The following is a 24141-nucleotide window of genomic DNA, read 5'->3' on the forward strand; positions in this document are numbered from 1 at the left end:
TGCGGCCATACCCTGACACACGAAATACGTTGCACTTGCTGGAGTTGAAATAGCACGCCGTAACATCGATTGCGCGAGGGCAATTGTTCTTGACACTCACGATGTGATCCACAAGTTTGGGATTCACCACACGCGATCTCGCTGCTGCCTCCACGTCCAGACAGGGGCGACCGAATGCATTTTTGATAATCGGCGCAGCGGTCTGCTCCGCTGATCCTTGAAGCGTCAGGCTTGAATTCGCACCTGGAGCGGCAGACTGTGCCTGCCCCGGGACATTTACTGTGACAAGCAGAGTGCAAATAGCATTGCTATACCAAAATCGTGACCGGAAATGCTTCATCTCCAGGGCCTTTCGTCATAGGAAACATCGGGAATTTTCAACTTGAGGCCATCCGCGGCAAGGCGTCTGTAGAGATTCTCTCGCGACACCAAATTCGCCTGTGCAAGAGTCGGCAATAATTCTTCCCGATGTGCCCAGCCCACCCCTTTCAGAATCGAAGCCGCCTCGGTGCTGAAATCGGCGTCGACGATTTGAGCGAACTCTGAGATAGCCACACGCCTGAGAGAATCATCGAGAAACGGAAATACTCCCAGGGTAAGTCGATTCCGTCGTAGCGCGAGCCAACCCTCACATGGACCTATTCGATAGGATTCAGCGAGATATTTGATGTTGACCGGATCGAATCCATTTCTAACCAGCGCTACCGAATACAACGACATCCACAGAAAAGCGTCATTGGGATTCTCCGCAAGCGAGAATTTCATGTCGCGTTCGGCATCAACCGCCTGGCGGTCTCCATCATCTATTGCATCGGGACGCCCCATCGTTTTCCGCGCCAGCTCAAGACGAATGAGAGCCTTCGCCCGTGAAATTGAAGGCTCCGCAACCAAACTCCTTGATGTTCCCTCGATATGCGCCAGCATTTCAATTAGCACACTTTGCTTGAAGCGTTCATCCGCCATAATTCGACCGATGAAATCGCGAGCTGGCGAAGCTGAGAAAAAAATCGGCAAAGTGATCGCGGTCCACCAGGAGCCGATCAAACCAAATACAAGTAGGCAAACGCGCAGCACGCTTCCCGGACACTTTCTATGGAGATCGTTCACATCCCAGCTAGCTTTTTAGAGGCCCAGAATCTGCGGTCGGCCTCCTACTCCACATATCCATAGCGCGCATAGTACTTTTGGTAATAGTAGCGTCCGTGATAGGATTCATAACGCGCAAGTGCCTTCGTATCCGCCTTGTTCAAGACTACGCCCAGCAGCTTATCCTGGATCTCGGGCGCGGTGCGCAGGTTATGCCTGACGACGTCGATTTTGGTTTTGCCCCATTCCAGTACGAAAATGTAAGAGTCGACGAAGCTAGACGTGACGCGCACGTCCACAACGGGCGCCATTGGCGGCATGTCCATTACGACGTAGTCGAATTGGGTGCGGAGCAGGGAGACCAGTTCACGCATCGCCTTCGAGGCCAAGATCTCGTTGGTGTGCAACAATTTCGAAGTAGTCCCGGCAGGCAAGATCGAGAGCTGCGTCACTGGGTCGACCACCAGCGCATCCTCAAGCTTGACCTTCTGCGCGATGACATCCACCAAGCCTGCCTTCGCGTCCGGCACCAGCGCACGGGAGAGTGAAGGGTTGCGCAGGTCGCCATCGACCAGAACGACGCGCGCGCCGCCATGCGCCACGAGTTGAGCGAGATTGCTCGAGAGCGTGCTCTTGCCTTCGTTCGGCAAGGTCGAAGTGGTCGCTAGCACGCGATTCTCACGCAGAATTTGATTGAGATCAGCGGCAACTTTCACCGAACGTACGGCTTCCGAGAAGCGCGATAGCGGATTGCCAACAACGTAGCGGAGCAGATCGGGCTGCTGGCTGTTGCTCCCCGCTCCCCGACCGCTCGGCATCATCCACCCCGACCGCGACCCAGGCGAAGAGCTGAGAACCGGGAGGATCGCGATGCAGCTCACTCCGAGAGCGTCCTCGACCTGTTTGGTTGTACGGAACACCTTGTCAGTCATTTCCCGGGCCGTTGCCACACCAAAGGACAGCATCAAGCCTCCGAGCAGAGCCGCGCTCAGAACGAGAAGAGATTTGGGATAGCTCTTCACCAGCGGCATTGTCGCCACGCTAATCACGCGCGCCTCGGTGATCGGGAACGACTGCTGCTGCACGCTTTCCATGTAGCGCTGCAGGAAGTTGTCGTACATCGCTTGATAGCTCTGCGCATTGCTCTCGAGTTCGCGAAGCTGCACCTGAGCCTGATTGGTAAGCTGGGATTCCGAGACAATATTGGCGAGGCTCGACTTGATGCTTTCCTCACGAGTCCCAGCAATATCGTAGTCGCTCTTGTAAGACTCCTGGATACGCCTCAGTTCATCCCGGATGTTCTTCTTGATCTCCGCCATCTGGCTGCGCAAATTCACGGCCGCGAGATGATCTCGGCCATATTTGATCGACCAGATCGATTCCTTGGAAGCCATATCGACATATTGCGCGCGCAGTTTGACGATGGTCTCATTCTTAAGCGCGTCCGCAACGTTGGCGTCCGGAATGTCGTGCTTCTGGATATCATTCATGCGATCAAGCCGCGCCCTGGCCTCGGCGGTGGCTGCACGCGCCAGGATAAGCTGGCTGTTGACCTCGGCAAGTTGTTGCTCGTTCATCAGCCGTCCGCCAGTGTCGACGATATTGTTGGTGGTTTTGAAGTCTACCACCGCCTTTTGCGCGGCGGAGGCCTGGGTACGCAGCTCTTTGATACGGTCCTGCAACCAGACACTGGCGCGGCGGGTCGACTGGTATTTAGCCTCGAGCTGGTCAACGATATAGGCGTCCACGATAGCATTTGCGATCTTCGCAGCCTTCCCCGGATCCTTCGATGTGAAACCAACCTCCATCACATAAGTGCCTTTGATGCGATTGACGTCGCGGTTTTTTTCGAAGCGTCTCAGCGCCTTGCGCACCTGCTCGTATTCAGACACCGCATTGCTCTCAGAGAACAGGCTGCCGACAAAACTGACAACCGACCCAAGCAAGCCGCCGCCCGTGCCGGTAAATTCAGGATCCTCGACGAGATGCAGATCACGAATCACAGAGAGGCTAATGTTCTCTGCTTTCAGTATCTCAACTTGAGTCTCGACTGCTGCAGCATCTATAGCAACATCGCCAAGGACCGACTGCTGCTGAAACAGCTGCACCTTGCGGGTGTCGATCACCATCGAGGCAGTGGAGGTAAATAGCGGCTCGGCGGTGAAGAGATAGAGCAGCGCCAGGATCACGCAGGCCGAGACGATCGCTACCATGGTCGGGAACTGGCGCCTGACGATGTCAAGATAGGAGGTCAGCGTCTGCGACGGAGAGCCGTCGGTCTCGGCGAAATCACGGTTGATCTCCGAGGTCGGCTTGTTCACCTGCAGCATCTAGCGAATTCCTGAAAATGGATCGATGTTTGTTCTTGGAATCAATGGTGGCCAAAAGCCTGATGGCGTCCGGAGCAAACCCGATGCCAAAGCCTGCGCTGCGCGCAACACTAACATAAGCCTGCCTGCAATTGAACGCGGTGGATGCACTGCACAGCACGGCTTGCGCGACTTTTTGCAGGAAGCTTAACGGCGCAAAAAGCAAAGCGACGCCCGTGGGCGACGTTGCCGTGAGGTGTCATGGGCCTGCCGCCGGGCCGATGCCGATTAGCGCGGGCTGACGCTGTTCGTGCTGCCGCCAACGCCGCCATTACCGGTATTGGGCGCGTGGTTGGCCGTAGTGTTGTTGCCGAACACGACCACACCGCCGCCACCGCCGCCCGTGGGGAAGCCGTTGCCCGTCGGACCGCCTGCGCCAGTGCCACCGCCTCCCGCGCCGCCGGTCGCAGCGATCGCAGCGTCGCCGGTCGCCGCCTGGTAGGAGGCGATCACATCGGGATCGCCGGTGCCAGCAATCGCGGTCTGGATCTCGTTGGCATAGGCCTGGTCCGACTGCGCCGCCATGCGGGCGACCTGGGCGAGGCCGCCGACAATCGCGCGCATCTGGTCCTTGGTGGTCGCGGGATCCTTCAACAGCGCGATCAGGCCGGGGAGCGTGGTGGGGTCGGAGGCGCCGAGGTCGCGCACGCGCGAGATCAGTTGCGGGCCGCCGCTCGGGTATTGCTGCAGCAGACTGTTGGGAGAAGCCTTGAAGTCGGAAATGACGGTAGCCGGCAGCTGGCGCTGTGGCGGGTAAACGGCCGCGCTGGCGACCGACGAGATCGTCGCCGCGAGGGCAGCGGCGGCAGCCATGCGAAGCGCGTTTCTGATAACGCTCATAAATCAACCTCCCAAAAAATCAGATGCGCCGATCTGCCTGTTCGGCCGGGCAAAATGGCTGTGCGGTGCAACAACCTAGCGAAAGAAAGAAGGGCTGTCCATTTTTACTAAAAACTTCGTAAACAGCGCAGCTGCTTCAAATCTGGACACTTTGTAGAGCTCGGGCAGCTGGCGCCTGGCCGTGCCGGCGGTGGCCGGGCCGCCCTCGCCTCGCCGGCTGGTAGAGCGAGTCTCGGCGGCCGGCCGGCTCTCCCGGCTCGAGAAAGATTGCGCCAGGCCCGCGCCGAAAAGCGCAAAGAATGGAATGCTGTAGCCGGGCACCTGCAGCGTGAAATCGAGGCACGAATGCAAGAGCGACAGAGTCGCCGTCGCCGCGGCCACCAGCGGGATGATGGCATCGCGGCGACGTCCGAACACGCCCCGCGCCAGCACCAGCAGCATGATGGCCCAACCCAGCGCCACCAGCAGCGCCATGGGGATGCCCACCTCGGAGGCAAGCTCCAGCGGCGTCGAATGCGCGGCGTCCCAGACGCCGCGAATCGAGATGTTGGGGCTGCGGTAAGGCGGGAAGGCCCATTGGAAGGTGCCTATGCCGGTGCCGAACCAGGGATTGTCGCCGATGATTCTGAGCGTCGATTTCCAGGCCTCGATGCGGCCCTCGTCGAGCAGGCCCTGGCTGTCGAACCGACTGGAGACGCGGCCGCCCAAGAACTGCAACAGGCCGAGCGCCACGGCGATGCTGGAGCCGAGAGAGATCCAGATCCCGGTGCGCGGCGGCAAATCTTTGCGCAGGAACAGTGTGAACGCGACGATCATCGCGAGCAGCGACAGGCCGACGCCGGCGCGCGAGGTCGTCATGAACATCGCCATCAGGCAGTTCAAGAGGCATGCGAGCTGTGGCAGGATTTCTTTCGGCGGGATCGCCCGCAGATCGAGCGACAGGCGTTTCCATTCAATGTGCCGTTCAGGAAGACGGCGGCGAATATCTTCCAGGATCAGCAGCATCCAGGTCACCGCAGCTGAGCCGAAATAAGCCGCGGCCGTGTTGCGGTTGATGAAGGTGCCGGTGACGCTGCCGAGATAAGCCGTCTTGTCCCGCCACAGGATCATGGTGGGCTCGATCAGGAACGAGAGCACGCCGTAGAGCGCGTAGAGCGCGCCCGAGATCGCGATCACCCACAGCAACCGGCGCGCGCGGTCGCGGTTCGCGCCGACGGTGATGCCGAGCACGATCGCGAGGATGTTGGCGAGCGGCGCGCCGAGCGCGAAGAACGCCTCGTTCTTGACGATGGAAGCAGACGGGGCGATCGGCACGCCCAGAAGATCGGAGGCCTGCTTCCAGATCGGCTGGAACGGCGCCACCCAGGGATGGTCGGAGAGCTGCTCATGGAGCACGAAGGCGTAAGCGGCAACGATCACGCCGATGCCGGCGAGCAGCCACAGCTGCGGTCGCCGCAGATCGCGCGTCGGCGCGAACACCACCGCGATCCCGAGGCACAGGCACCAGAACGCGATCGACAGATCATTGGTCGAGCCGAACGGGAACGGCGCGCCGGCGGTGACGAAAAACAGGATGAAGGTCGCGGGCATGCTCCACGACCAGCGAATCCTGAACCAGTCGATGTTGGCAGGCCAAAAGCGCATCGTGATGTCTTGCGAGCTTCGCTTTAGCTTAGAGGAAGCAATCGATGGGGTAGATCTTCAGATCGACGTTGAGGCGGCTGTTCCGGGTCTGCGCCCGGAAGGCGTAGAATAGCCCAAAGCTATCACTCCCCTGATCGAGTTTTATTCCGGGGGTTAATTCATCGGGCGGGACCAGGACGCCGATATGCCGGTTGATCGCAGAGATCTCAATCCGGCTCTCCCCCTCGCCAAGTCGTCCACTGAGCTGGGTCACGGTGACCTTCGGCAGACCGCGGCGCTGATGGCAAACGTCCTCCTCCCACAGCTTGGTCTGCTGGACCAGCGGTTTGCCTGGGCGATCGGGAACGACGATATTGGGGAAAGATGGGCGCAGCATCCCGAAGAACTTGCTCTCCTTGGAGTTCGCCGACAGCCGGATCGTGAACGAAAGCTCGCCCCCGGCTCCCTTCAGCCGCGACAAGATTGGCGCGTCAGATTCGGCGGAGACCATCACGTCGATGCGATGGCGGACGCCCAGCTCTGCGGCAGCGCCAAGAGCCGTCCCGCCCGGTGCGAGCCCGAAGGCGAGCGGGACAAAAGCCAGAAGACACCAGAATGCTCTAAAGCGCATGAAGCCCCTTGCAACAGTGCGGGATGCCCGATGACTGGCGCTCAGTGGCGCCTTGATCCTCTCCCGAACTCGTAGCCGCAGCAGAATCGCTGCGATCTAAACGAAAATGGCACCGGGACAAAGGCCCCGGTGCCATCTCTTTTGGTCGATCAAGTCAGCGCCTTACGGCGCCAGCTTGATGTTGTTGCGGAAGATCAGCGCGTTGTTCGGCAGATTTATTGCATCGTTGCCGGTCGCCATGATCACCCGCATGTACTGCAGGAACTTGGCAACCTCGACGTTGCGCGAGTTCGAGACGTAGAGGATGTCGCCATTCTTCATCATGACCTTGGTGGCCAGGAAGAAGCCGCTCGGGTCTCGGAAGTTGACGTTGAAGATGACCGGGATCGTCTCCGAGGTGTACTTGCTCACGTCGATGCCGAGCTGGGCAGCGACCTCGCGAGGCTCGCGGCGATAGAGATACACGGCAGCAGGATCGGCCTGACCATCGAGGAGACCACCGGCCTTACCGACGGCTTCAGCGAGGTTGATGCGCCAGGCATCGAAGTTAAACTCGCCGCTCTGGCCGCTTGCGCCGAACGCCATGAACTTCTGCTGCTCGCGATAGACGTAGATGCTGTCGTCGGGGCGAACATAGACGTTGTTCTCGGGCGCCATCACGAGATTTTCGAACGGCACGGTGGCGCGTCGTCCGCCACGCTCCAGCATGACCCAGGTCTCGAAGCCTTGGCCCTTGATGCCGCCGGCGCGGGTGATCGCATCGAGCACCTTGTCCTTTGCACCCGCCGCACTCGCCGGATAACGCGCGGGAGCATTGACTTCGCCGAGCACGCTGATCAGCTGGGTACGCTGCGAGGACATCGAAACCACGGCCTGCGGCTCGATGGCGCGGTTGCCGATCTTCTCGATGATCGAGCGCTGGATCTCCACCGCCGTGCGGCCCGCGGCCTTGATCTGGCCGGCATAGGGAACGGTGATGAAGCCGTCATTGTCGACCGACTGATCCGGGATCGTCACATAGTTACCGGGGCGGACGCCGGCTTCCGCCGGAATGAACAAACCGCCTGCGGCGGCTTCGAAGATGGTGACGCTGACGACGTCACCGATGCCGAACACGATGCTGGCGGGCGGACGGCGATCGGTGAACACGCCGGCCAGCCCCTTCGGCTCATGGGTGTGCAGGATCTTCACCGTGGCCGGATTGAGCGGCACCAGCTCATAGGCCGGCGCGTTTTCTGTCTGGATCTTGTTGTTAACATCGTCCGTCAGCGGACCCGAGCCAGGGTTGGTCGAACACGCTCCGAGCGCCAAAGCGGCGGCCAGGAATGCAGGCTTCAAAACATAGGTCTTGGCAATAGATGACATGAATGGCGCCCGAGAGTCCCCAATTGACGTAGATTGGTACGGCCTAGGCTGTGGTGCGACAAGGGTTCCCGGTGGTTAACGGAGCGATCCGTCCGCCACTGTTGCGTGTGGGCCACTCTTTGAGGCTTTGTTTAACCCATTGTGACTATTTGTTGTATTTCGCGTGCCCGGTTTGGGAGCAAATTGCCCTAGTCGAGGCCGCGGTATGTCTCGTGGTCTCGCCCGCCTCTGTTAAGTTAGGATCCTTAAAAGTAGGACCCCCGTGTCTGGCTTCCTTCTGTTCACCTTCTTGGCAGGATCGCTCCTTGGCGGCGCGGACCGCTGCGCGGGCGCGCGACCCTCGTGCCAAGGCGACCCAATCGTTGAGGTGGCCACCCCAGCCCCCTCTTCCGTCTGGAAGTTCAGCCGCACCCAGGGGGCCAAGGACGGCGAAAGCTTCGCTGCCATCACGAAGACAGCGGATACGACCCAGTCCGACCCGGACTTCGCGGGCCTGATCGTTCGCTGCGCGCCGCGGGGCAAGATTGACGTGCTGCTGGCCCTGATCCGGCCCTTCCCGCCGCGCAGCCGTCCCAAGGTCACCATCGCTGCGACCGGCGGCGGCACCCTAACCCTTGATGCCAGCATGGCGGCCGCAGGCGCCGCGGTGTTGCTGCCCGACGAGGTCTCGGCTTTCGCTGCCGGCAAATGGCAGACCACGCCCTCACTATCCCTATTGGTCCGGGAAAACGACAGCGAGATCAAGGGTGTGGTGGCGCTGAACGGCCTGCGCGAGGCCTATCATTCGCTGCTGGCAAATTGCGGCCAATAGGCCAAATTTAGCCATACAGCTTAAGGGTCTTTTTAGGGTGGGGAACCTAGGGTCCGAGGCACGGGAGTGTTTCGGATGACCGCGTTTTTGATTTTCAGCTTTCTGGTAGGTGCCGTGCTGGGCCAACGGTTTCGCGTCCTGGTGCTGCTGCCGCTGACCTTCGTCATGGTGCTCGCCGCGATCCCGGTCGCCTTGGTGATCGATCTCACCATGCTCGAGAGCCTCAAAGGCGTGATGTTCGCAGCCATCGCCCTCCAGGGCGGCTATCTCTTCGGGTCAGCGGCGCGCTTCGGCCTTGCCGCCACACGGGCCGCCCGCGTCTTCGGTCGCCCAGTCAAGGCCACCCGCTAACGCGCCGATCGACGCTGCCACGGTCTTGCACGTATGCACGGGCGGCTCGAGCTCAGCTGTTGGTCCGAGGCAGACCTCTGTTTGAAAACCAATCGACGGCTTGTATGGTGACCTGACCGTTTCAGGATTCCATTCGAGCGCGCGTTTGTCCCTCGCTTATTTTGCCCTCATCGTTTCCATCGTTTCCGCTTCCGCTCTCGAAATCGCTGGCGCCAAGTTCGGTGCACAGCTCGGGACGATGGCCGCCGCGCTCAGCCTGCTGGCGGCCACCGCAAGCGCGCGGAAAGCCGATTACGAGCACTATGTCCGCGCGACCTCCTGGGGCCGCTGGATCCTGATCGCCATTCCGCTGTGCATCGCGGCTCAACTCACACCGCTTCCCCTAGCCTTTGCGCACCCGATCTGGGCCAGCGCCCACGACGTCCTGGGCGACCTCTCGCTCGGGCCGATCACGGCCGATCTCGGCTTGACCGTGAGCGCGCTACTCCTGACGCTTGCAGCGATCTCGTCGCTTGGCGTCACCATTCTGGTGGTCCGTGACCGCGGCCGCGCCGAGTTGGTCCTCTTCGTCCTCGCTGGTGTCGCCGCATTCTCCGCCTTGACCCTGGATCTGCATCGGTTGTCGCCAGCAGTCGCCGAGGCCGCCGCAACTTCCGAGCTGGCGACAACCCTGGCCGGCTTCGGCCTCATCCTGAACCTGGCGGTCATGCAGCTCGCTGCCGAACGGGCCGAGACGCGTCATTCGCTGCTTCGCTCGATCGTGCTTGGTCTTTTGGGCCTCGTGGGCGCACTGGTCAGCGCGCTTGCGATCTTCGGCCTCTCAGGCACGAACAGCGCGATCGCAGCAAGCTTCGGCATCGTGCTGATCCTGCTGATCCTCGTCATTCGCAGGCTCGACCTTTCACCATTGGCAGTGGGCGCGCTCTCGCTGGCAGCTCTGATCGGAGCGGGGATCGTCCTGACCTTTGTCTTTGAGAGGAGTTCTGGACCGGTCCTCCTGCGTCTGGTTCCGGAAATGGGGACCGAGACGAGGGCCGCCCTCGAGCGGATGCTGGCCGACACGCGCTGGTTTGGCGCCGGCGCAGGGACCTTTGCCGCAGTGGGCAGTATCTATCAAAGCGACGCTGGAGCTATTTTGACGGTGCCTTCCACGGCGGCGTCCATCTTTGCAGAGATGGGGTGGATCGGCCTGGCTGCCCTGATCGCGGTGAGCCTGATCGCTTTGGTGCGCCTGTTCTTCGGCGCTTTGCAGCGCGGACGCGACTCGTTCTTCCCCGCAGCAGCGGCGGCCTGCGTTCTCTTTGCGCTGGTTCAGAGCTTCGCAGGTCCCGGACTGCTGCGGCCCGCAGCAATCCTGTGCCTTTCGATGATCGTGGGATTGGGGCTGTCGCAGGGCGTCAGCCAATCGTCATCACGATAGAGCGCCGATGATCAGACCGCGCGGTCGCCCAGCGAAGCCCAGTAGTTCGGGTTCTTGGGCGACTGGATGCGGACCCAGCGATAGGGCTTCTTCGACCACGGCAGGATATGGCCGGAGAGATTGTCCAGCACGAGATCGCCGGTGAAGGTGCGCACCACGACAACGAGATGATGCTCGCCCCAGCTGGTCACGACTTCGCTGAGCAGCACCGAGCGCGCCGGAAAGCCCTTGGCGATCAGATCGTGACGTTTCGTCACGGCGTAATCATTGCAATCACCGCTGGTGGGGTGAAGCAGCCATTTCTCGCCGCGCAGCCCTTCCAGATTGGGCTCGGGACGGATGGCGGTATTGACGCGCAGGTTGACCTCTTGCATTTGCGCCAGCCGCTCGGCGGTGAGCTTCAGCCGCCCCCCCCTGAACACGATCTGTTGCGGCCGCGGCTTGCATTCGTCCTTGTACTTCAGGCAGAAGAGCGTGAACGCCATCGGCGCCAGCGTCGGCTGGTCGAACTTGATATACTGGATGGCACCGCGCAGCCCCAAGGGCGCACCGACGAAAGCGGCTTCAGCGCGCTGATGCGCCCCCGCAGCAACGACGATGGCGGCCAGAGCCGCCAGGAACTTTACAATTTTGCGCATGTCGCGCTCCCCGTTCTTGTTGGGGAGACGCTACGCGAGACGTCTTGAAATACGGCTCAAAGGTCGCGCGATCCTTTAATCAAAATGCGGGCTGATCGGTCGGAAACAATTAAGAATACCGATGTGTGACTTGTTCTGCTAAGAGCGGCCTCGACGTTCCGCTCGTGACGCTAGAGGCGATTCGACCGACCTGATGGGCCTTTCCAGACGCTTTCGAAAGAAGACGAAGCCGCGGCTCCCCGACGGCCTTCGCGTCTATGCCATCGGAGACGTGCACGGCCGCGCCGATCTGCTTCAATCGTTGTTAACCGTCATCGATGCCGATCTTGCCCGCTCCACCCCCGAACGCGCTATCCAGGTCTTTCTCGGCGACTATGTCGACCGCGGCCCGGACTCACGTGCCGTTCTTGATCTGTTGATCGAACGCTCGAAATCTCACGAGACGGTCTGCCTCAAGGGCAACCACGAGGTCTTCCTGCTCGAGGTGCTCAAGGACCCCGCCCGCCTGCAGGAATGGCGCCATTATGGCGGCCTGCTGACGCTGGTCTCCTACGGCGTCAGCCCGACCATGAATCCTTCCGCGGAGCAACAGGTCGAACTGATCGAAGGACTGAAGCGCGCGCTGCCGCCCGAGCACCTCGCCTTCCTGCAGCAATTGCCCTCGTCCTTTACCTGCGGGGACTTCTTCTTCGTCCATGCCGGCATCAAGCCAGGCGTCGCGCTCGAGCGTCAAAGGGAAGAGGATATGCTCTGGATCCGCGAAGAATTCCTGGCCTCCGAAGAGCGCTTCGGCAAATACATCGTCCACGGTCATACGCCTGTGAGCGTGCCAGATATTCGCCCGAACCGGATCAACATCGACACTGGCGCCTATGCGACCGGCAACTTGACGCTGCTGACGATCCAGGGCGATAGTCTGATGGCAATCTAACGAATCCGGCTGAACGTCGGTCGCTTCGTTGGCTGCTCTCACAGGCTTCGTCGATCCACCATGAACCGCATGATCCTGCTTCGCGTCGTCGGCCTCTGTATCGCGATCCTGCTGGCGCTTCATGCCGGCTTGGCATTCTACGGCGATCTCGTACGACCGAATTTCCGCGCGAGCGACTTGTTCTCGGGCGAGATTCCGCCCGACAAGGTCAAGCTTGCCGCCAGCGGCGTCATGGCATCATTTTCGCTGGATGGGGACCTGCTTGCGAATTACGCAGCGGCGCGGGCCGCTGACATTCTTCACCGTCCTTCAACCGACGCGAGCGGAAGGACCAGCGAGAACAAGGCCGCCCAAGCCGCCATCATCGCTGCCTTGAAAGTATCACCAATCAGGCCCGCGCTATGGCTCACGCTCGGGACGCTGCAGGCCCAGTCCGGCGAAGCGGCGACGCCTGCGGTGAAGATGTCCTACCTGACCGGGTCGGTGCCGATCGACGTTGCTATCTCTCGTGTCCGTACCGTGACGTCGAGCGCAGCCGCAACGGACGAGGAGATCAAGCTGCTGGCGCAATCCGACATCCGTTCGGCGCTAGCCAATCGCTCCCGCTACGAGCCGTTGCTGATCGCGGCCTACGTGCAGGCAACTCCCCAAGGCAAGTCACTGCTGCTCGAGACCACGAAAGTGACGGATCCCAGGTTCAACGAGATTCTGCGGCGGTACTGAACCTTAGCGGACCGATTTCGGATTGACCGGCACAAAGTCCTGATCGCGCCGCTGCTGGTCGGATCGCCCCTGATAGACGAACATGCCCTTCTTGGTCGTGACGATGTCGCCCCGTTGCAGGCTATCGTCGCGGAGGAGACGTTCGGTCGCGACGAGGTCCGGATCCTCCGGAATCGGCTTGTAGAGCTCGGGATGCTCGCGCCGCTCGCGCGAGGCCTCCGTGGCCCGGCGCCGCGCGTCCTCGATCCGCTGCCGCCATTCGTCGCGCGAGACTTCCGGCTCGCTCGGTGGAAGATGGTCGTTGAGGGACGGCTCTGGCTCGCTCTGAGCGAGACACAGGGGTGGACCGGCGACAGCGAGCCCGAGCGCGCCGGCAACCGTGATGACCACCGCGCGAACCCACCATCCGTCATCTGGCAATTGGTCAACTCGGACGGTTCGCACTGCTGATCGCTCCAAAGACACACCACAAAGGACGATTGGCCGGAAACTCTCGCCGCTGCCCCTCAGTCTATATCTTTGCCGATTGCAAGGAAGTGGATTCAGCGGCAAGATTTCCTCTTTGGCTTGAGGATTTTCCCGTGGCTCGCATCATTGCCTTGTTCATTCTGATGATCTGCTTTGGCGCGCAGCCGGCAAGGGCCGCCCAGATCGAATACCCGCAAGTCATCCATACTCAATCCGAGGCGGTCGATCAGAAGACCGGAGGTCACTTCGTGCTGTGGTCAGAGCGCGAGAAGATCTTCTACGGCCTCGACCAGAAGCTGTTTCCCGGCGCTCGCTACGTCGACATCACCCAGGTCACCCCGAGCGTCGGCTCGATCACGTTGACTTACATTGAGGTCCGCACGGTCGGCAGCACCACCTCGGACTATCTCTATCTGGCCGGCAATGTGCGCTTCCGCGTCAGCGGCATGACCCTGAAGTCCAGCAACTTTCCTGCCGGGGGCGGGATGACTCCCAACGGGCAGTGATTGACACCTGATCTGGGGCCTTGGACCCTCCCATCAAAAGCTGAAAAACAACCCCATGCACAGTAGACGGCATCAGCCGGATCAATGGCTTACGCTTTTTCCGAAGCTGCAATTGACCTGTCGGGCAAAACAGGCCCAGGATGGCATGCTCCGGAGAGACTGACTGATGTTGGTTGATACGAGCGCGCGGCACCGACAAGTTCCCGCTGCGGATCGCAGGCAAGAACCGGCACGAGCCAGGAGCATCGACCCTGGAGGTCGAGGGCAACCGGCAATAGGTGGTTAGCTCGCTAGCGACGGCTCGACCCGCTGGTCCGGGTTCTGTTCCCGTAATACGGCCGAGCGCGTCCACCCGTCGTCACGGGGGGCTCGATCCGGCTTGGGATATTGCGCGTCGCGTTGGGGCGCGCGGGCTGCGACGGATTGACGATGGTCACGTTGCGGTTGGGTGTCGATGGATCATTGACGCCCTGACCCCAGGCGGTGGCGGGCACAAGCAACGCAATTGCGATCAGGACTGGTCGTTTCATTCGATATCTCCCGAGCAAGAACGTCAGGGAGGCGAACACCGTTCCTTCACGACTGCTTCACGGTTCGTTGCGTCGCCTCACCGCGGCACGGCAATCAGCTTGCCATCCCGCCAGACGCCTTGGGCCGACTTTCCGGCCGGAAGATTGCCCGTCACATGCCGGACCGCGGTCGGCCGGGACGCTTGGGTGGTCTGCGCCTTTTTCGACGATGTCGTGATGATGCTGGAGCTGGTGGTGTTGGACGGGTCCTTGATCCCTTGTGCAGACGCTGGATGAACCAGGAAGGCCAGGAATGTAATGGCTGTCAAAACGCCGCGCATGGTCAAACACCGGAATGAGGAGCTTGGCGAAATGTCACAGGTTTCCGCCCAAAAGCAAGCTCTTCGAGACGATCGCGAAGGTCCTTTGCAGATCAGAGCATCAGGGCGATCGCCAGGGCCAAGCGATCCGGGCCGAAACAGCCTAGCGGAACAGCCATATCCGGGCTAGTTGATCGACCTTGATGACGGAGCCCGGCGACACAGCAGCCAACGCCTCGAAGGCGCAAGAGATCAAGGCGGGACTTGTCCGCCTGTTATCAGGGCGGATCCGTGAAATCTCGGACGACCCCCGGCAGATGCGCGATGTCGTTTACGAGCTGGCCCGCATCAAGCTCCTTGAACAATTTACCCACGCCGATGTGCGGGAAGCGCGAGAGCTCCAGCAGGTGCTTGAACGCGCCATCCGCGAGGTCGAACGGTCATTTGAGCGAAGCGCGGCGTCTTCATCGGCAAAAGCTACTGCCACCATTGCGTCGACTTCTCCGCCGGTCGATATCCCTCCTGCCGCGCCGGTTACTCCCCCGCCCATTCCCACGTCGCCGGCTTTGGCTTCACCGTCCACTCCGAAGGAGACGGAAGCACCGCGCGGTCCTGCCGCACCGCCGGGTTCGCTCGACCGGCCCAAACGGAGCGGCGCCTTCAAATCTCTCGTTCGATTGACCGCGATCCTCCTGCTCATTGGCGGGGCCGCGACCGTGGTTGTCTATTGGCCTCGACTGAAGACACAACTGACCGCATTGACGCAGATGGCGCGGCCGCCGGAGCGAGCACCGAACAGCCCGGAATCTCAGCCGACCGCCAGCCCGCCTCCCGTGGTGGGCGAAACTGCTGAACGGACGCCGGATAGCCAGAAAGAGCCGGCGCAACCTGCACAACCCTCGATGCCTCTGCCGACGACGTTCGGTGTCTACGCCTTGAGCGAGGGCCAGCTCCATGAACTCAAGCCGGTGCCGAGCAAGGTTCCGGACCGCCGCGTCGCGATCTCGGCGGCCATCAATACGCCGAGCGCCACGACGTTGATGGACGGCGACGTCAAATTCATCGTCTTCAGGCCCGATGGAGGCGTCGATGCAAGCGGGACCGAAGTTCGGGTCGTCGCCAAAGTCTCGCGAGCCATGGGCGTCGATGCCACCGGGAGAGCCGCCATGGTCAGCGCCGGCGATTCCTGGGTCATCCGCAGCATGTCCCACCCCTACAAGGTGGGTCCGGTCGACGACCAACCGAGAATGCTCTTGCTGCAACCCGAGCAGGATGGCTTCACGCTCTCTCCCGGCCGCTACGTCGTGGTGATCAAGGGCATCGGCTACGACTTCACGGTGGCCGGAACGGTCACTGATCCCAATCAATGCGTCGAACGCATCAATGCGGCGAATGGCGCGTTCTATTCGCCCTGTCCGCCGCCGCGACGCTAGCTCCCGATGTCTTATTTGGCCGGCTTGTTCTTCGAGGCCTCCGCCGGAGCGTCCTCGACCTTACCGTCGTTCCCCACGCATTTTTTGAAGTATTCGCGCTGATCCTTGGCCGTTCCCTTGACGCTGCCGGCCGCAGGATTTCCGATTTGCCTGGACGGAAAGGCCTTTGCCACCGCCGCCTCGCATGCGCGTGCCACTTCGGCGGTGATCGCCGAGGCCGTCGCCGGCGCAGCCAATGTCAACACGCATGCCAATCCAACCAACCTTCGCATATTCCTGACCGGCACCTCGTTGCTCCTTCAAACCGTGAATGCTTGCCGGAACCATAGCAAAAAGGACCAAAGCGCCAAACGGCAAAGCGTTGCCGAATTGCCGCGCACTTCGTCCTCCTCACGAAAGCGCGCCTAAAGCGACGAGTCGAAGGATGGCCGCAGAGCGCGCAGCAAATTCCCGATGCTAGCTGTTGAGCTGCGGCGGCCTGAAATCCGGAAAGCGTGTGAGCATTGCGGTCCTGACGAACTTCAAATGAGCAATGCTGCTTGCCAATTCCTTGAGCCGGCGTTGGCCATTCGAGATGTCGGCCGCAAAGAGATCCTGATGATGATTGTCGAGCGCCTCCCGCTCGAGATATTCATCGGTCCCGTTTCCGAAGGTGACGGATGCACGCGCGAGGGCATCGTCAACCCGCCGGTTGAGGCCGGCCTGCTCCCTCTCCGCCTCCTGCAACGCTGTTTCGATTGCCGCGAGGACGGCTCCGATCCGTGCGCGATCGGTTTCCGAGTCTCGCTCAGCGGAGCGCGCCTTGAAGGTCTTGTCCTCGCGGCGGGAGCCGAGAAGATTGTGTGCGCGCGCTCTCAGGAACAGCTGAAACATTTGGGCCATCCCACCTTCGAGATTTGGACCGCTACCATCGGTCAGACATAGTTAACAAAGCCTAAATCCTGCGTCCGCTCCGCCTGGCTTTGTGCGATCCACACCCGCCAGGCTCCTTCGTGCTTGGAATAGAGCTCAAGCCATCGAACGTCCTCAACCGCGGCCGCCCCCTCGGTCGCTGCAACATCCAGCACTTCGAATTCCGCCGTCTCCTCCAACGAAAGGCCGATCAGAACACGATGCCGTTGCGCGTCAACGAAATACCTGCGCGGCGCGTTGTGCCGTTGATCAGTCATTTGAATGACCCTCGTTCATGATCCAAGGACCTGGAAGACCTTTCAGATGCCGCCCATAGCTGCAAACAAACCCGATCAAAATGAGGGCGCAAGTCGCCGCGCCCAGCAACGCAATGAGATACGCCATTTATGCCTATCTGCGCGCCCCGAAAAATCGAGGCGACCAAACGCCCGCCATGAACCGATCCGTCTTAGGCCGCCTTTCCAAAGCGCTCAAGGACGGCGTCGGGTTAACCTAACCGCACATGGTTATTTCGATTTCGCCACGACCGGCGAGTTGCGGCGCCGCGCGCGATTCTACGATGACGATGGCGGCTGGGTTCGACCGGTCTCCATCGCGGCGGGGGTATAGGGTGCGTAAAGACGATACCGCTCCGATCGCTTCCGCGAGCGCCACGCCCTTGCACCGTAGCCGCAGCAAAAGCCCGCTGCGAAAATCGAAATCAAAACCAAAACAGCTAACATCTGGAATATTCCCGCGTTTGCCGGAACGCTCCTCCCGCGCTCATTTCATCTTTTCGTTGTGTCGACTTCAAGATCGGGTAGCGATGAAACTTTTGTCAGATGACGATGAAGTTTGTGCAACGTGGTGCTCGAAGATTGGTCGGCACGCGAGGGCCCAAATGGCGGAGAAGAAGCGCAAGTTCTTTTTACCAGAACTTGACACAGCGACACCACGAACCCCGGCTTATCTGACGCTCCAACCCTTCACCGGCGCGCAGCTGCTTATCGTAGGCCCGAGAACGGCTGTTGTCCGTGCTTCCACTCATCGATGCCTGCGTCGTCGGTGCAACGTCACCTGCGATCGGAGCGCGCATCAGATTCGCAGGCGAAAACACCGTGCTCATACGGAGCGTCGCGTGCCGATTTCAGCGGGGTAAGGTTGAGCGGTTAGCTTAATCCGCGTTGTTTGTTGCGAAGTCTCACCGATCGCATATCCATCTTCGCACCGGGCTCCCCCAAGCCTGGCCCCACCCAAGCAAAGCCGTCGAGCGAACATGGGTCGCTTGGCGGCTTTGCCGTTATGTCGACGAGAGGATCATTTCGGTTATGGCGCGCAAGCCCTGGTCGTTTAAGGAAGACCGCCGGCTCATGGAATTGGCGAAGTCTTCGGCTTCGCTGGAAGAAGCGGCAAAAGCTCTCGGACGCTCGCCTGATGCGATCAAGCGCATGGCCTTGCGGCTTGGCCTTTCGTTAAGGTCGAAGACCGGCAAGAAGAGCTAGTCCTGGAAACAACTCGTGGCGGACGGCAGCTTTCCTTGTCCGCCGTGACGGCAACCCTTCTCGCCGAACCCCCACAACTTTTGCTCTTGCAGGACGGAACCAAAGCAATCACGAGATGTTAATCCCGACTTCGCGCTGAGGTCTGGCCGTGGTCCATTTTGTGATTTCCGCAATGTTGGTTTGGCTGGCGATCAACATCGCTTTCGTGGTGCTTCGGCTGCGGGCCACCCGCTATCCCGCCGCGCCCCACATCCCCAGGCGCAGCCTGTCTTCTGCAGAGGCAATTCCCGTCCGCCATCGCCTCGGTCGGTGAGCATCGACCGAAGGTTGAACGGGCCGTCCGCTCGTTCAGCCTAAAGCGCGATGCGATTGGGATGAATGGTCACCGCGCGTTAGGTTGTTGTTTAAGCACGGACTTTTCCGAAAACCGCTGCGCGCTTTTCCGGATCATGTGTTAGTTGCGCGTCTTCTTCTGGGAGCCCATCCCGGGGCTGGTGCCGTAGTTGGGTGTCCCCGTTCCCTTGAAAGCTCCACCCATGCTGTCCGAACCGGAATTCGTCGCGGTGCCACTGCGGGAGGTGGGCTGAGTGCCGGATGGCTGGTCTTTGGTTCCCTGAGCCCAGGCCGCGGAGCTTCCGACGACGAAGGACAGGAGGAGGAGGCTTAACGTCCTGATCATTCTGCTCAACTTTCTGCTCGGGCGCGCGACCATCGGTCAGGCAACCACTCGGTAGCCCTTCCGGACCGGTCCGCCCGTTAAACCCTATCTTAGCCCCCGCTGGCTAGGATCAATTCCCAAAACCAGTTCCCAAGATCAGTCACCCAGCCTCTCGTGAATTCCGCCCGGACCAGATGAGACCGCAGCGACCGAACCTTCCGTTTGTGGCGCTCGTGCTTGCGAGCACGATGGCGTTCGCCCTGGCCGGCCATTTCGCGGCCGAGGCCGTCATTCGTCAGCAACAGGCGCACCAGCTCAACGAGCTGACCGAGGTCGTTTTGCGCCGCGCCGAATTCGCAGCCGATTTTGCCGCGGGGAGCCTGGACGAGCTTGTGAACCGTGATCTTGCCAGCTGCGCTCCGGCCGCGCTGCAAGCCGTCCGGCTCCACGTCTACCAGCGCTCGGCCATCAAGGATGTCCGTCTCGTCAATCCGGACGGCTCGGTGATCTGCTCGGCCTATTCCGAGACGCTCGAGTTCGACAAGGGATGGGCAGGTCGCCACGACATGCTGTCCTCGCAAGACAAGGAGCTCTCGCTGTTCCGCGTGGAGCAATTCGGCGGCGACGCATTGGGCGTGCTCAAGGACGTCAACCGCAGCTCCGCCCTGGTCGCCATTGTCGGCATCAATGCCAACCTGTTCGATCTGATGCCCGCCGAGCTGCGCGCGCACAGCGATGTGACCCTAGCCCTGAGCAATGGCGAGAAGCTCGGCGAATTCCGGCTCGATGCCGACAGGCCCCTGCTGGGACCAATCAGCTTCGAGCGCCATTCCACGCGCTTGCCGCTTCACGCCACGATCCGGCTCGAACACGCCGCCCTTTCGAGCTGGAACAGCGAGGCTTATTGGCCCGCGCTCGCAGTCTCCCTTGGACTTGGGGTCATCTTCGGCATCCTGCTGGCGCGCAGCCGCCGGATGGAAGGGCCGGTCGCCGATCTCGATCGCGGGTTAGCAGCCCGGGAATTCAAGCCATACTACCAACCCATCTTCGATCTCAGGACAGGCAAGATCACCGGCTGCGAGATTCTGGCGCGCTGGGTTCGTCGGGACGGTTCGGTGGTGCCGCCGATGAACTTCATTCCGCTGGCCGAATCCAGCGGGCGCATCCAGGTGATGACCTGGCAGATCCTGAGATCGGCGCTTTCCGACCTGCGTCCCGTCCTGAGGGCCGACAAGACCTTCAAGATGTCCCTGAACGTCGTGCCCAAGCACCTGTTGAGCGCCGGCTTCGTTGAAACGCTGCGCCGCACGGTTCTGACGGCCAGAGTCTCCGCACGCCAGATCGTGATCGAAGTCACCGAGCGCGACGAACTCGACGATCTCGCGCGCGCCGCAGCGATCGTGGCCGAGCTGCGCGACCATGGCTTCCGGGTCGCCATCGACGATGTCGGCGTTGGCCATAGCGGGCTCTCGCGGCTCAAAGGGCTCGGCGCCAACACGATCAAGATTGACAAGTTCTTCGTCGACACCATCACCCTGGATGCATCGACCACGACGATCGTCGAAATGCTGGTCGCGCTCGCCAAGGACTTCCGAATGACGGTCGTCGCGGAAGGAATCGAGACGGAGGAGCAGCGCCGTGCCTTGATCGCGTCCGGCGTAGAGGAAGGACAGGGCTATCTCGTCGCCGCACCGCTCGCGTTTGCGAAGTTCAGCGAGCTCCTCGATTCACGCCGTCGCTCCGTATGCCCGGCGCCGGCTGGCGATGTCCTGGTCGCCTGACCATCTCCGCTGGGCGAACGACAAGGCGTTTTAACGATATTCTCGTCTTTCGAAGCGGAATGGCACCCAAATGGCTAGGGTGGGCCATGCGTCGAAATCACCTCATCGCAGCCGCTGGAATCTGCCTCGCCCTCATCGCCTATGCCACCCTGGCGAGGCTGGCGGGACGGCCGGCGCTGATGGGGCATCACGAGGCCTACTGGATCGTGGTGATCGAGCGCTTCAGCGCCTATGGCCTGCTCGGCTTCCTCCTGGCCTTTCTGTTGCCCGGCCGGCTCGTTTTGGCCTGCTCGCTTGTCGTGGCCGTCGCAATGGGGCTGGAAGTCCTGCAAACGCTGATCCCCGATCGTGACCCGGGTTTCCTGGACGTGCTGCAAAAGGCTGCGGGAGGCACCTTCGGTGTCATCCTCGCCCAGACGATCCTGGCCTTCTTGCCCCGGCCGCCGACCTGAAGCTCAGCGCGCTGAAGATCTTTTCAGCGCCCGTGGGACATGGCCTCTTACTTCATCATCTGCCCGCGCAGCTCGCCGCCCGGGTTCGCAGCCGTATGAATGTTCGCGTACCACTTGCCGGCCAGCAGATCGGCGGCCTGGATGTCCGTGAGCGTGGCGCTGCCCTGGATGGGGCTTTGGACCGTCTTGAACGGCAAAGCGATGCCGGCGTTCTTGCCCGCCTCGCCCGGACCATGAAAATGAGCCGCCATCGCCGCACCGGTCAGATCGGCGTAAGTGACCGTATAGGTCAGGACTTTGGTGTCGGTATCGAACGCAGCTTCGGCCTTGCCTGAGCCGGAGGAGCCGTTCGGAGGCACTTCGTTGCTGCCTTTGAGGTCGGCCTGCAGCTTGATGACCTCGGCCCGTGATGGCGCGGCTGTGACGATCAGCAGCCCACCGAGCATCGCCGCTCCCAAAATCGTCACGCCGACCCGATACTTGGCTTTCCTCATTGCATTCTCCTACGGGCTTTATGACCCGTTGCGGTTGAAACCCCAGTCCCGGCCTGAAATTCCGGAAAGCGAAGTTTATGCCTGATTCGCGAAAAGCGACGGGAAATGCGGCGAGCGCCGTCTGGAGGATGCCGGCTCGAGGATGTCGGGCGAAGGGCCTAAGCCACCCCGCGCTCGCGGGAACCCGGCCGGTGCCAGGAGTTCGGCCATTTGCCTATGCGTGCTCTGGAGCGCCTCGATCGCGCCGTCGAGATCGAAATCCGCTTCGCGGATTGATGCGAAGAACTTGGCGGTCAGCGCCAGGTCGAGCTTGACGCGCGTTGCGCCGTCGCGGCTCTTTCGGCGGTCAAGGGACAGATGGAGTGCCCGCAGTCTGGCTTCGGCCGGCGTGCAGCCGCTGAGCGTCGCCAGTTCGTCGTATGTCATCCAGATTTGAGGCATGTTTCTCGTCCGTCCTTTACAGCGGCCTCATCCTAGCTTTGCGCGCCTGAATGCACCCTTGCCGCGCCGCGGTCGCAGCTGGTTTCGCTGCGGTAGGGTCAACGCAAGACTAATGGTTCAAGCATGATCATTTCGGAAAGCCGCTGCGCAGTTTTCCGGATCATGCTTCAAGAGACGAAGGCCTCGGAGATGCCGGGAATTGACGCGGCCATGAGCGGCTGTCGAGGCCCTTGGGCAATTTGTCATTGAGCTTGACGACGGCGCCGCGAGCTTCCACAGCCGGTGCGTCTTCCTGGCTGTAGATAAGCGTCACCTCGAACATCACGTCGGGGGCTTCCCTCGCTGTTCCGGAGCAGGTCGCCATCCCACCGTTGCACACGCCCGCGAGATTGACCTCGACCTCGTCCAGCCCGAACACCGTCGGCGGACCGTCAGCATGCCGCCGCGTGGTCAGGACGGCCGTGAAGCGCTGCTCGTCGTCGAACCGATAGGAGCCGCCATAGGTGAAGAAGCAGTCGCCGCCGGAGATCCGTCCTTCCGCCAGATGCACGATGCCGGTGCCCTGGGCGCGCGGGGTCCTGAACCAGGCCGCGTATTTGCCGTCTCTCATCATGGAAACATCCGCCGTAAAATTCACTGGTATTTGCAACCAACTCCCGGGCGCGGCAATGACCGATGCGGCGAGCTATTCCGCCACGGTTAACCCCCTGCAAAGCCAACCCCTCAAATTGCCGCCGCCGCGCGAGGGCACCGTCAGAACAATTCTATGCCGTCATCAGCGCTCTCGACCGCGTCGACCCCGTGGCAGCGATCGACACCGATCCGAGTGTTTGCAGAAAGTCGCGGTGAACATCCCGGTCACGCTCGATCGTTCGATCCGGCTTACGTCGAAGCCTTTTTGTCGCGCTGGGACGACGTCCTCGATGTCGCCGCCGGGGAGCAGGCGGCGACGTTTCTCAAGCCAGAGGCTCCGCTCGCTCCGATCATGGGCACTTCCGTCGAGAGCCGTTCGCCTGAGGTTGCGACGGCCACCTGACATCGTCCTCCGGCCAACGGCTCGACACCCCCTTGTCGCCGATGGCGGGTTTGAACCACTTCCTGCTAGAGTGCACCAATACTCAAAGGGTGATTCTGGTCACACTTGCCTGGGCGCTCCGATGCTAAGCATCGCACCGGGACGGGGGCCAGCGAAGTATCGGTCGAATTGAAATGAGCATACCCATGAGAAGCCTGATCGGCGCCGTCATCGGCGCTTTCTGTGTTGCGGCCCCCGCCTTGGCGGAGACGCCGGCCGCGATCGTCGAGGATGTGCAAGGCAAGGTCGACGGCGTCGAATTCATGGACTATGTCGCGCCCGGCAAGATCATCAAGCTCGGGCCCAAAGCGAGCATCACGCTCAGCTACCTCAGATCCTGCCTGCGCGAGACGATCAGCGAAGGCGTCGTGTTGGTCGGCGCCGAGCAAAGCACCGTGCAGCTCGGCGACGTGCAGCGCGCCAAGGTGCCCTGTGACAGCAAGGCGGCGCAGCTCTCCGAGCGCGAGGCGAACCAGAGTGCCGCGACCACGTTCCGGACCATGCGGTCCGATGCCAAGGGCACCCCGTCCAAGCTGCCGACGATCTATGGCGTCGCGCCGCTGGTCCAGGCCAAGAGCGGGAGCACGCTGGTGATCGAGCGCACCGACGGCAAGGAACCCACGATCAGCGTACCACTCAAGAACGACATCATGATCCGCGGCAAGTTTTATGATTTTGCCAAGGCCGGAAAATCGCTGACCCCCGGCGGCAGCTATCTCGCAAGCCTCGGCGCCAAGCGTTACACCTTCCTGGTCGACGCCAGCGCCACCTCGTCACCGACCCCGATCATCGGCCGCCTGCTGCGGCTCGAATAAGTAGCCTA

Annotated in this window: 26 protein-coding genes; 12 read left to right on the top strand and 14 right to left on the bottom strand. The window is 61.3% G+C overall.

The window, feature by feature from the left end; all coding sequences use genetic code 11:
* Positions 1 to 336 precede the first annotated feature (336 nt).
* The 6 genes from IVB28_RS26035 to IVB28_RS26060 all read right to left on the bottom strand — a co-directional run bounded on the left by IVB28_RS26035 (position 337) and on the right by IVB28_RS26060 (position 7914).
* Positions 337 to 1107 (bottom strand): hypothetical protein, encoded by a 771-nt coding sequence (locus tag IVB28_RS26035; RefSeq protein ID WP_247529959.1) that lies wholly within the window; start codon positions 1105 to 1107, stop codon positions 337 to 339.
* A 44-nt stretch (positions 1108 to 1151) separates the two neighbouring features.
* The gene (locus tag IVB28_RS26040) at positions 1152 to 3416 is read right to left on the bottom strand and encodes a polysaccharide biosynthesis tyrosine autokinase (protein WP_247529961.1); all 2265 of its coding nucleotides are present in this window, start codon (positions 3414 to 3416) and stop codon (positions 1152 to 1154) included.
* A gap of 267 nt (positions 3417 to 3683) precedes the next feature.
* Positions 3684 to 4295, bottom strand: a complete 612-nt coding sequence (locus IVB28_RS26045) for a hypothetical protein (RefSeq protein ID WP_247529963.1) — start codon at positions 4293 to 4295, stop codon at positions 3684 to 3686.
* A gap of 75 nt (positions 4296 to 4370) precedes the next feature.
* Positions 4371 to 5939 carry an O-antigen ligase family protein gene (locus IVB28_RS26050; RefSeq protein ID WP_247529966.1) on the bottom strand — a complete coding sequence of 523 codons (1569 nt, stop codon included), beginning with the start codon at positions 5937 to 5939 and terminating at the stop codon, positions 4371 to 4373.
* A gap of 28 nt (positions 5940 to 5967) precedes the next feature.
* Positions 5968 to 6399: a hypothetical protein gene (locus IVB28_RS26055; RefSeq protein ID WP_247529969.1), complete on the bottom strand. Its 432-nt coding sequence runs from the start codon at positions 6397 to 6399 to the stop codon at positions 5968 to 5970.
* A 312-nt stretch (positions 6400 to 6711) separates the two neighbouring features.
* Positions 6712 to 7914, bottom strand: coding sequence for a polysaccharide biosynthesis/export family protein (locus tag IVB28_RS26060; protein ID WP_247529970.1), 1203 nt, complete (start codon positions 7912 to 7914; stop codon positions 6712 to 6714).
* A gap of 367 nt (positions 7915 to 8281) precedes the next feature.
* On the opposite strand from IVB28_RS26060, the gene IVB28_RS26065 reads away from it, so the two are divergent.
* From IVB28_RS26065 to IVB28_RS26075, 3 genes are all read left to right on the top strand, one after another.
* Positions 8282 to 8725: a hypothetical protein gene (locus IVB28_RS26065; RefSeq protein WP_247529971.1), complete on the top strand. Its 444-nt coding sequence runs from the start codon at positions 8282 to 8284 to the stop codon at positions 8723 to 8725.
* A gap of 75 nt (positions 8726 to 8800) precedes the next feature.
* Positions 8801 to 9076, top strand: coding sequence for a hypothetical protein (locus tag IVB28_RS26070; protein WP_247529973.1), 276 nt, complete (start codon positions 8801 to 8803; stop codon positions 9074 to 9076).
* A gap of 100 nt (positions 9077 to 9176) precedes the next feature.
* Positions 9177 to 10496, top strand: a complete 1320-nt coding sequence (locus IVB28_RS26075) for a hypothetical protein (protein ID WP_247529974.1) — start codon at positions 9177 to 9179, stop codon at positions 10494 to 10496.
* Positions 10497 to 10507: 11 nt separating this feature from the next.
* Here the strand turns inward: IVB28_RS26075 and IVB28_RS26080 are convergent, their stop codons facing one another.
* The gene (locus IVB28_RS26080) at positions 10508 to 11134 is read right to left on the bottom strand and encodes a transglutaminase-like cysteine peptidase (protein ID WP_247529975.1); all 627 of its coding nucleotides are present in this window, start codon (positions 11132 to 11134) and stop codon (positions 10508 to 10510) included.
* 193 nt (positions 11135 to 11327) lie between these two features.
* Here IVB28_RS26080 and IVB28_RS26085 point away from each other — a divergent pair, with 193 nt between their 5' ends.
* Together IVB28_RS26085 and IVB28_RS26090 are read left to right on the top strand one after the other, a co-directional pair.
* Entirely contained in the window at positions 11328 to 12065 is a 738-nt protein-coding gene (locus IVB28_RS26085) for a metallophosphoesterase family protein (RefSeq protein WP_247529976.1), read from the top strand.
* 60 nt (positions 12066 to 12125) lie between these two features.
* Positions 12126 to 12788: a hypothetical protein gene (locus tag IVB28_RS26090; protein ID WP_247529977.1), complete on the top strand. Its 663-nt coding sequence runs from the start codon at positions 12126 to 12128 to the stop codon at positions 12786 to 12788.
* Between the two features lie 3 nt (positions 12789 to 12791).
* On the opposite strand, the gene IVB28_RS26095 is transcribed toward IVB28_RS26090, so the two are convergent.
* Entirely contained in the window at positions 12792 to 13208 is a 417-nt protein-coding gene (locus IVB28_RS26095) for a hypothetical protein (protein ID WP_247529978.1), read from the bottom strand.
* A gap of 161 nt (positions 13209 to 13369) precedes the next feature.
* Here IVB28_RS26095 and IVB28_RS26100 point away from each other — a divergent pair, with 161 nt between their 5' ends.
* Complete coding sequence (locus IVB28_RS26100; protein WP_247529979.1) at positions 13370 to 13762, top strand: hypothetical protein; 393 nt, start codon at positions 13370 to 13372, stop codon at positions 13760 to 13762.
* Between the two features lie 607 nt (positions 13763 to 14369).
* Here the strand turns inward: IVB28_RS26100 and IVB28_RS26105 are convergent.
* On the bottom strand, positions 14370 to 14612 hold the full coding sequence (locus IVB28_RS26105; RefSeq protein ID WP_247529980.1) for a hypothetical protein: 243 nt from the start codon (positions 14610 to 14612) through the stop codon (positions 14370 to 14372).
* 182 nt (positions 14613 to 14794) lie between these two features.
* Between IVB28_RS26105 and IVB28_RS26110 the strand changes: the two genes are divergently transcribed.
* Both IVB28_RS26110 and IVB28_RS26115 read left to right on the top strand, forming a co-directional pair.
* Positions 14795 to 16024, top strand: coding sequence for a hypothetical protein (locus IVB28_RS26110; protein WP_247529981.1), 1230 nt, complete (start codon positions 14795 to 14797; stop codon positions 16022 to 16024).
* A gap of 117 nt (positions 16025 to 16141) precedes the next feature.
* Positions 16142 to 16432: a hypothetical protein gene (locus IVB28_RS26115; protein ID WP_247529982.1), complete on the top strand. Its 291-nt coding sequence runs from the start codon at positions 16142 to 16144 to the stop codon at positions 16430 to 16432.
* Positions 16433 to 16480: 48 nt separating this feature from the next.
* Here IVB28_RS26115 and IVB28_RS26120 read toward each other — a convergent pair whose 3' ends face one another.
* On the bottom strand, positions 16481 to 16897 hold the full coding sequence (locus tag IVB28_RS26120; protein ID WP_247529984.1) for a hypothetical protein: 417 nt from the start codon (positions 16895 to 16897) through the stop codon (positions 16481 to 16483).
* A 41-nt stretch (positions 16898 to 16938) separates the two neighbouring features.
* Positions 16939 to 17193: a hypothetical protein gene (locus IVB28_RS26125; protein ID WP_247529986.1), complete on the bottom strand. Its 255-nt coding sequence runs from the start codon at positions 17191 to 17193 to the stop codon at positions 16939 to 16941.
* Between the two features lie 1050 nt (positions 17194 to 18243).
* On the opposite strand from IVB28_RS26125, the gene IVB28_RS26130 reads away from it, so the two are divergent.
* The 3 genes from IVB28_RS26130 (at position 18244) to IVB28_RS26140 (ending at position 21308) form a co-directional block, all read left to right on the top strand.
* Positions 18244 to 18417, top strand: coding sequence for a hypothetical protein (locus tag IVB28_RS26130; protein ID WP_247529987.1), 174 nt, complete (start codon positions 18244 to 18246; stop codon positions 18415 to 18417).
* Positions 18418 to 19323: 906 nt separating this feature from the next.
* Positions 19324 to 20856 (top strand): EAL domain-containing protein, encoded by a 1533-nt coding sequence (locus IVB28_RS26135; protein ID WP_247529989.1) that lies wholly within the window; start codon positions 19324 to 19326, stop codon positions 20854 to 20856.
* A gap of 86 nt (positions 20857 to 20942) precedes the next feature.
* A complete protein-coding gene (locus tag IVB28_RS26140) occupies positions 20943 to 21308 on the top strand; it encodes a VanZ family protein (RefSeq protein ID WP_247529991.1) in 366 nt (121 codons plus the stop codon).
* A 47-nt stretch (positions 21309 to 21355) separates the two neighbouring features.
* Here the strand turns inward: IVB28_RS26140 and IVB28_RS26145 are convergent, their stop codons facing one another.
* From IVB28_RS26145 to IVB28_RS26155, 3 genes are all read right to left on the bottom strand, one after another.
* Positions 21356 to 21802, bottom strand: a complete 447-nt coding sequence (locus IVB28_RS26145; RefSeq protein ID WP_247529993.1) for a CHRD domain-containing protein — start codon at positions 21800 to 21802, stop codon at positions 21356 to 21358.
* A 75-nt stretch (positions 21803 to 21877) separates the two neighbouring features.
* A complete protein-coding gene (locus tag IVB28_RS26150) occupies positions 21878 to 22243 on the bottom strand; it encodes a hypothetical protein (RefSeq protein WP_247529995.1) in 366 nt (121 codons plus the stop codon).
* 160 nt (positions 22244 to 22403) lie between these two features.
* On the bottom strand, positions 22404 to 22856 hold the full coding sequence (locus tag IVB28_RS26155) for a hypothetical protein (RefSeq protein ID WP_247529998.1): 453 nt from the start codon (positions 22854 to 22856) through the stop codon (positions 22404 to 22406).
* 608 nt (positions 22857 to 23464) lie between these two features.
* Here IVB28_RS26155 and IVB28_RS26160 point away from each other — a divergent pair.
* Positions 23465 to 24133, top strand: coding sequence for a hypothetical protein (locus IVB28_RS26160; RefSeq protein WP_247530001.1), 669 nt, complete (start codon positions 23465 to 23467; stop codon positions 24131 to 24133).
* Positions 24134 to 24141 lie beyond the last annotated feature (8 nt).

Origin of the sequence: Bradyrhizobium sp. 199 (assembly GCF_023073355.1) — a bacterium.
In the GTDB taxonomy this organism is placed as follows: Bacteria; Pseudomonadota; Alphaproteobacteria; order Rhizobiales; family Xanthobacteraceae; genus Bradyrhizobium.

Excerpts from the sequence above, each read along its gene's own strand:
- IVB28_RS26045 (WP_247529963.1), bottom strand. The coding sequence starts at position 4,295 with ATGAGCGTTATCAGAAACGCGCTTCGCATGGCTGCCGCCGCTGCCCTC.
- IVB28_RS26085 (WP_247529976.1), top strand. The coding sequence starts at position 11,328 with ATGGGCCTTTCCAGACGCTTTCGAAAGAAGACGAAGCCGCGGCTCCCC.
- IVB28_RS26150 (WP_247529995.1), bottom strand. The coding sequence starts at position 22,243 with ATGCCTCAAATCTGGATGACATACGACGAACTGGCGACGCTCAGCGGC.
- IVB28_RS26140 (WP_247529991.1), top strand. The coding sequence starts at position 20,943 with ATGCGTCGAAATCACCTCATCGCAGCCGCTGGAATCTGCCTCGCCCTC.
- IVB28_RS26160 (WP_247530001.1), top strand. The coding sequence starts at position 23,465 with ATGAGAAGCCTGATCGGCGCCGTCATCGGCGCTTTCTGTGTTGCGGCC.
- IVB28_RS26050 (WP_247529966.1), bottom strand. The coding sequence starts at position 5,939 with ATGCGCTTTTGGCCTGCCAACATCGACTGGTTCAGGATTCGCTGGTCG.
- IVB28_RS26070 (WP_247529973.1), top strand. The coding sequence starts at position 8,801 with ATGACCGCGTTTTTGATTTTCAGCTTTCTGGTAGGTGCCGTGCTGGGC.
- IVB28_RS26110 (WP_247529981.1), top strand. The coding sequence starts at position 14,795 with ATGACGGAGCCCGGCGACACAGCAGCCAACGCCTCGAAGGCGCAAGAG.
- IVB28_RS26155 (WP_247529998.1), bottom strand. The coding sequence starts at position 22,856 with ATGATGAGAGACGGCAAATACGCGGCCTGGTTCAGGACCCCGCGCGCC.
- IVB28_RS26040 (WP_247529961.1), bottom strand. The coding sequence starts at position 3,416 with ATGCTGCAGGTGAACAAGCCGACCTCGGAGATCAACCGTGATTTCGCC.
- IVB28_RS26080 (WP_247529975.1), bottom strand. The coding sequence starts at position 11,134 with ATGCGCAAAATTGTAAAGTTCCTGGCGGCTCTGGCCGCCATCGTCGTT.
- IVB28_RS26090 (WP_247529977.1), top strand. The coding sequence starts at position 12,126 with ATGAACCGCATGATCCTGCTTCGCGTCGTCGGCCTCTGTATCGCGATC.
- IVB28_RS26060 (WP_247529970.1), bottom strand. The coding sequence starts at position 7,914 with ATGTCATCTATTGCCAAGACCTATGTTTTGAAGCCTGCATTCCTGGCC.
- IVB28_RS26145 (WP_247529993.1), bottom strand. The coding sequence starts at position 21,802 with ATGAGGAAAGCCAAGTATCGGGTCGGCGTGACGATTTTGGGAGCGGCG.
- IVB28_RS26130 (WP_247529987.1), top strand. The coding sequence starts at position 18,244 with ATGGCGCGCAAGCCCTGGTCGTTTAAGGAAGACCGCCGGCTCATGGAA.
- IVB28_RS26125 (WP_247529986.1), bottom strand. The coding sequence starts at position 17,193 with ATGACTGATCAACGGCACAACGCGCCGCGCAGGTATTTCGTTGACGCG.
- IVB28_RS26135 (WP_247529989.1), top strand. The coding sequence starts at position 19,324 with ATGGCGTTCGCCCTGGCCGGCCATTTCGCGGCCGAGGCCGTCATTCGT.
- IVB28_RS26105 (WP_247529980.1), bottom strand. The coding sequence starts at position 14,612 with ATGCGCGGCGTTTTGACAGCCATTACATTCCTGGCCTTCCTGGTTCAT.
- IVB28_RS26120 (WP_247529984.1), bottom strand. The coding sequence starts at position 16,897 with ATGTTTCAGCTGTTCCTGAGAGCGCGCGCACACAATCTTCTCGGCTCC.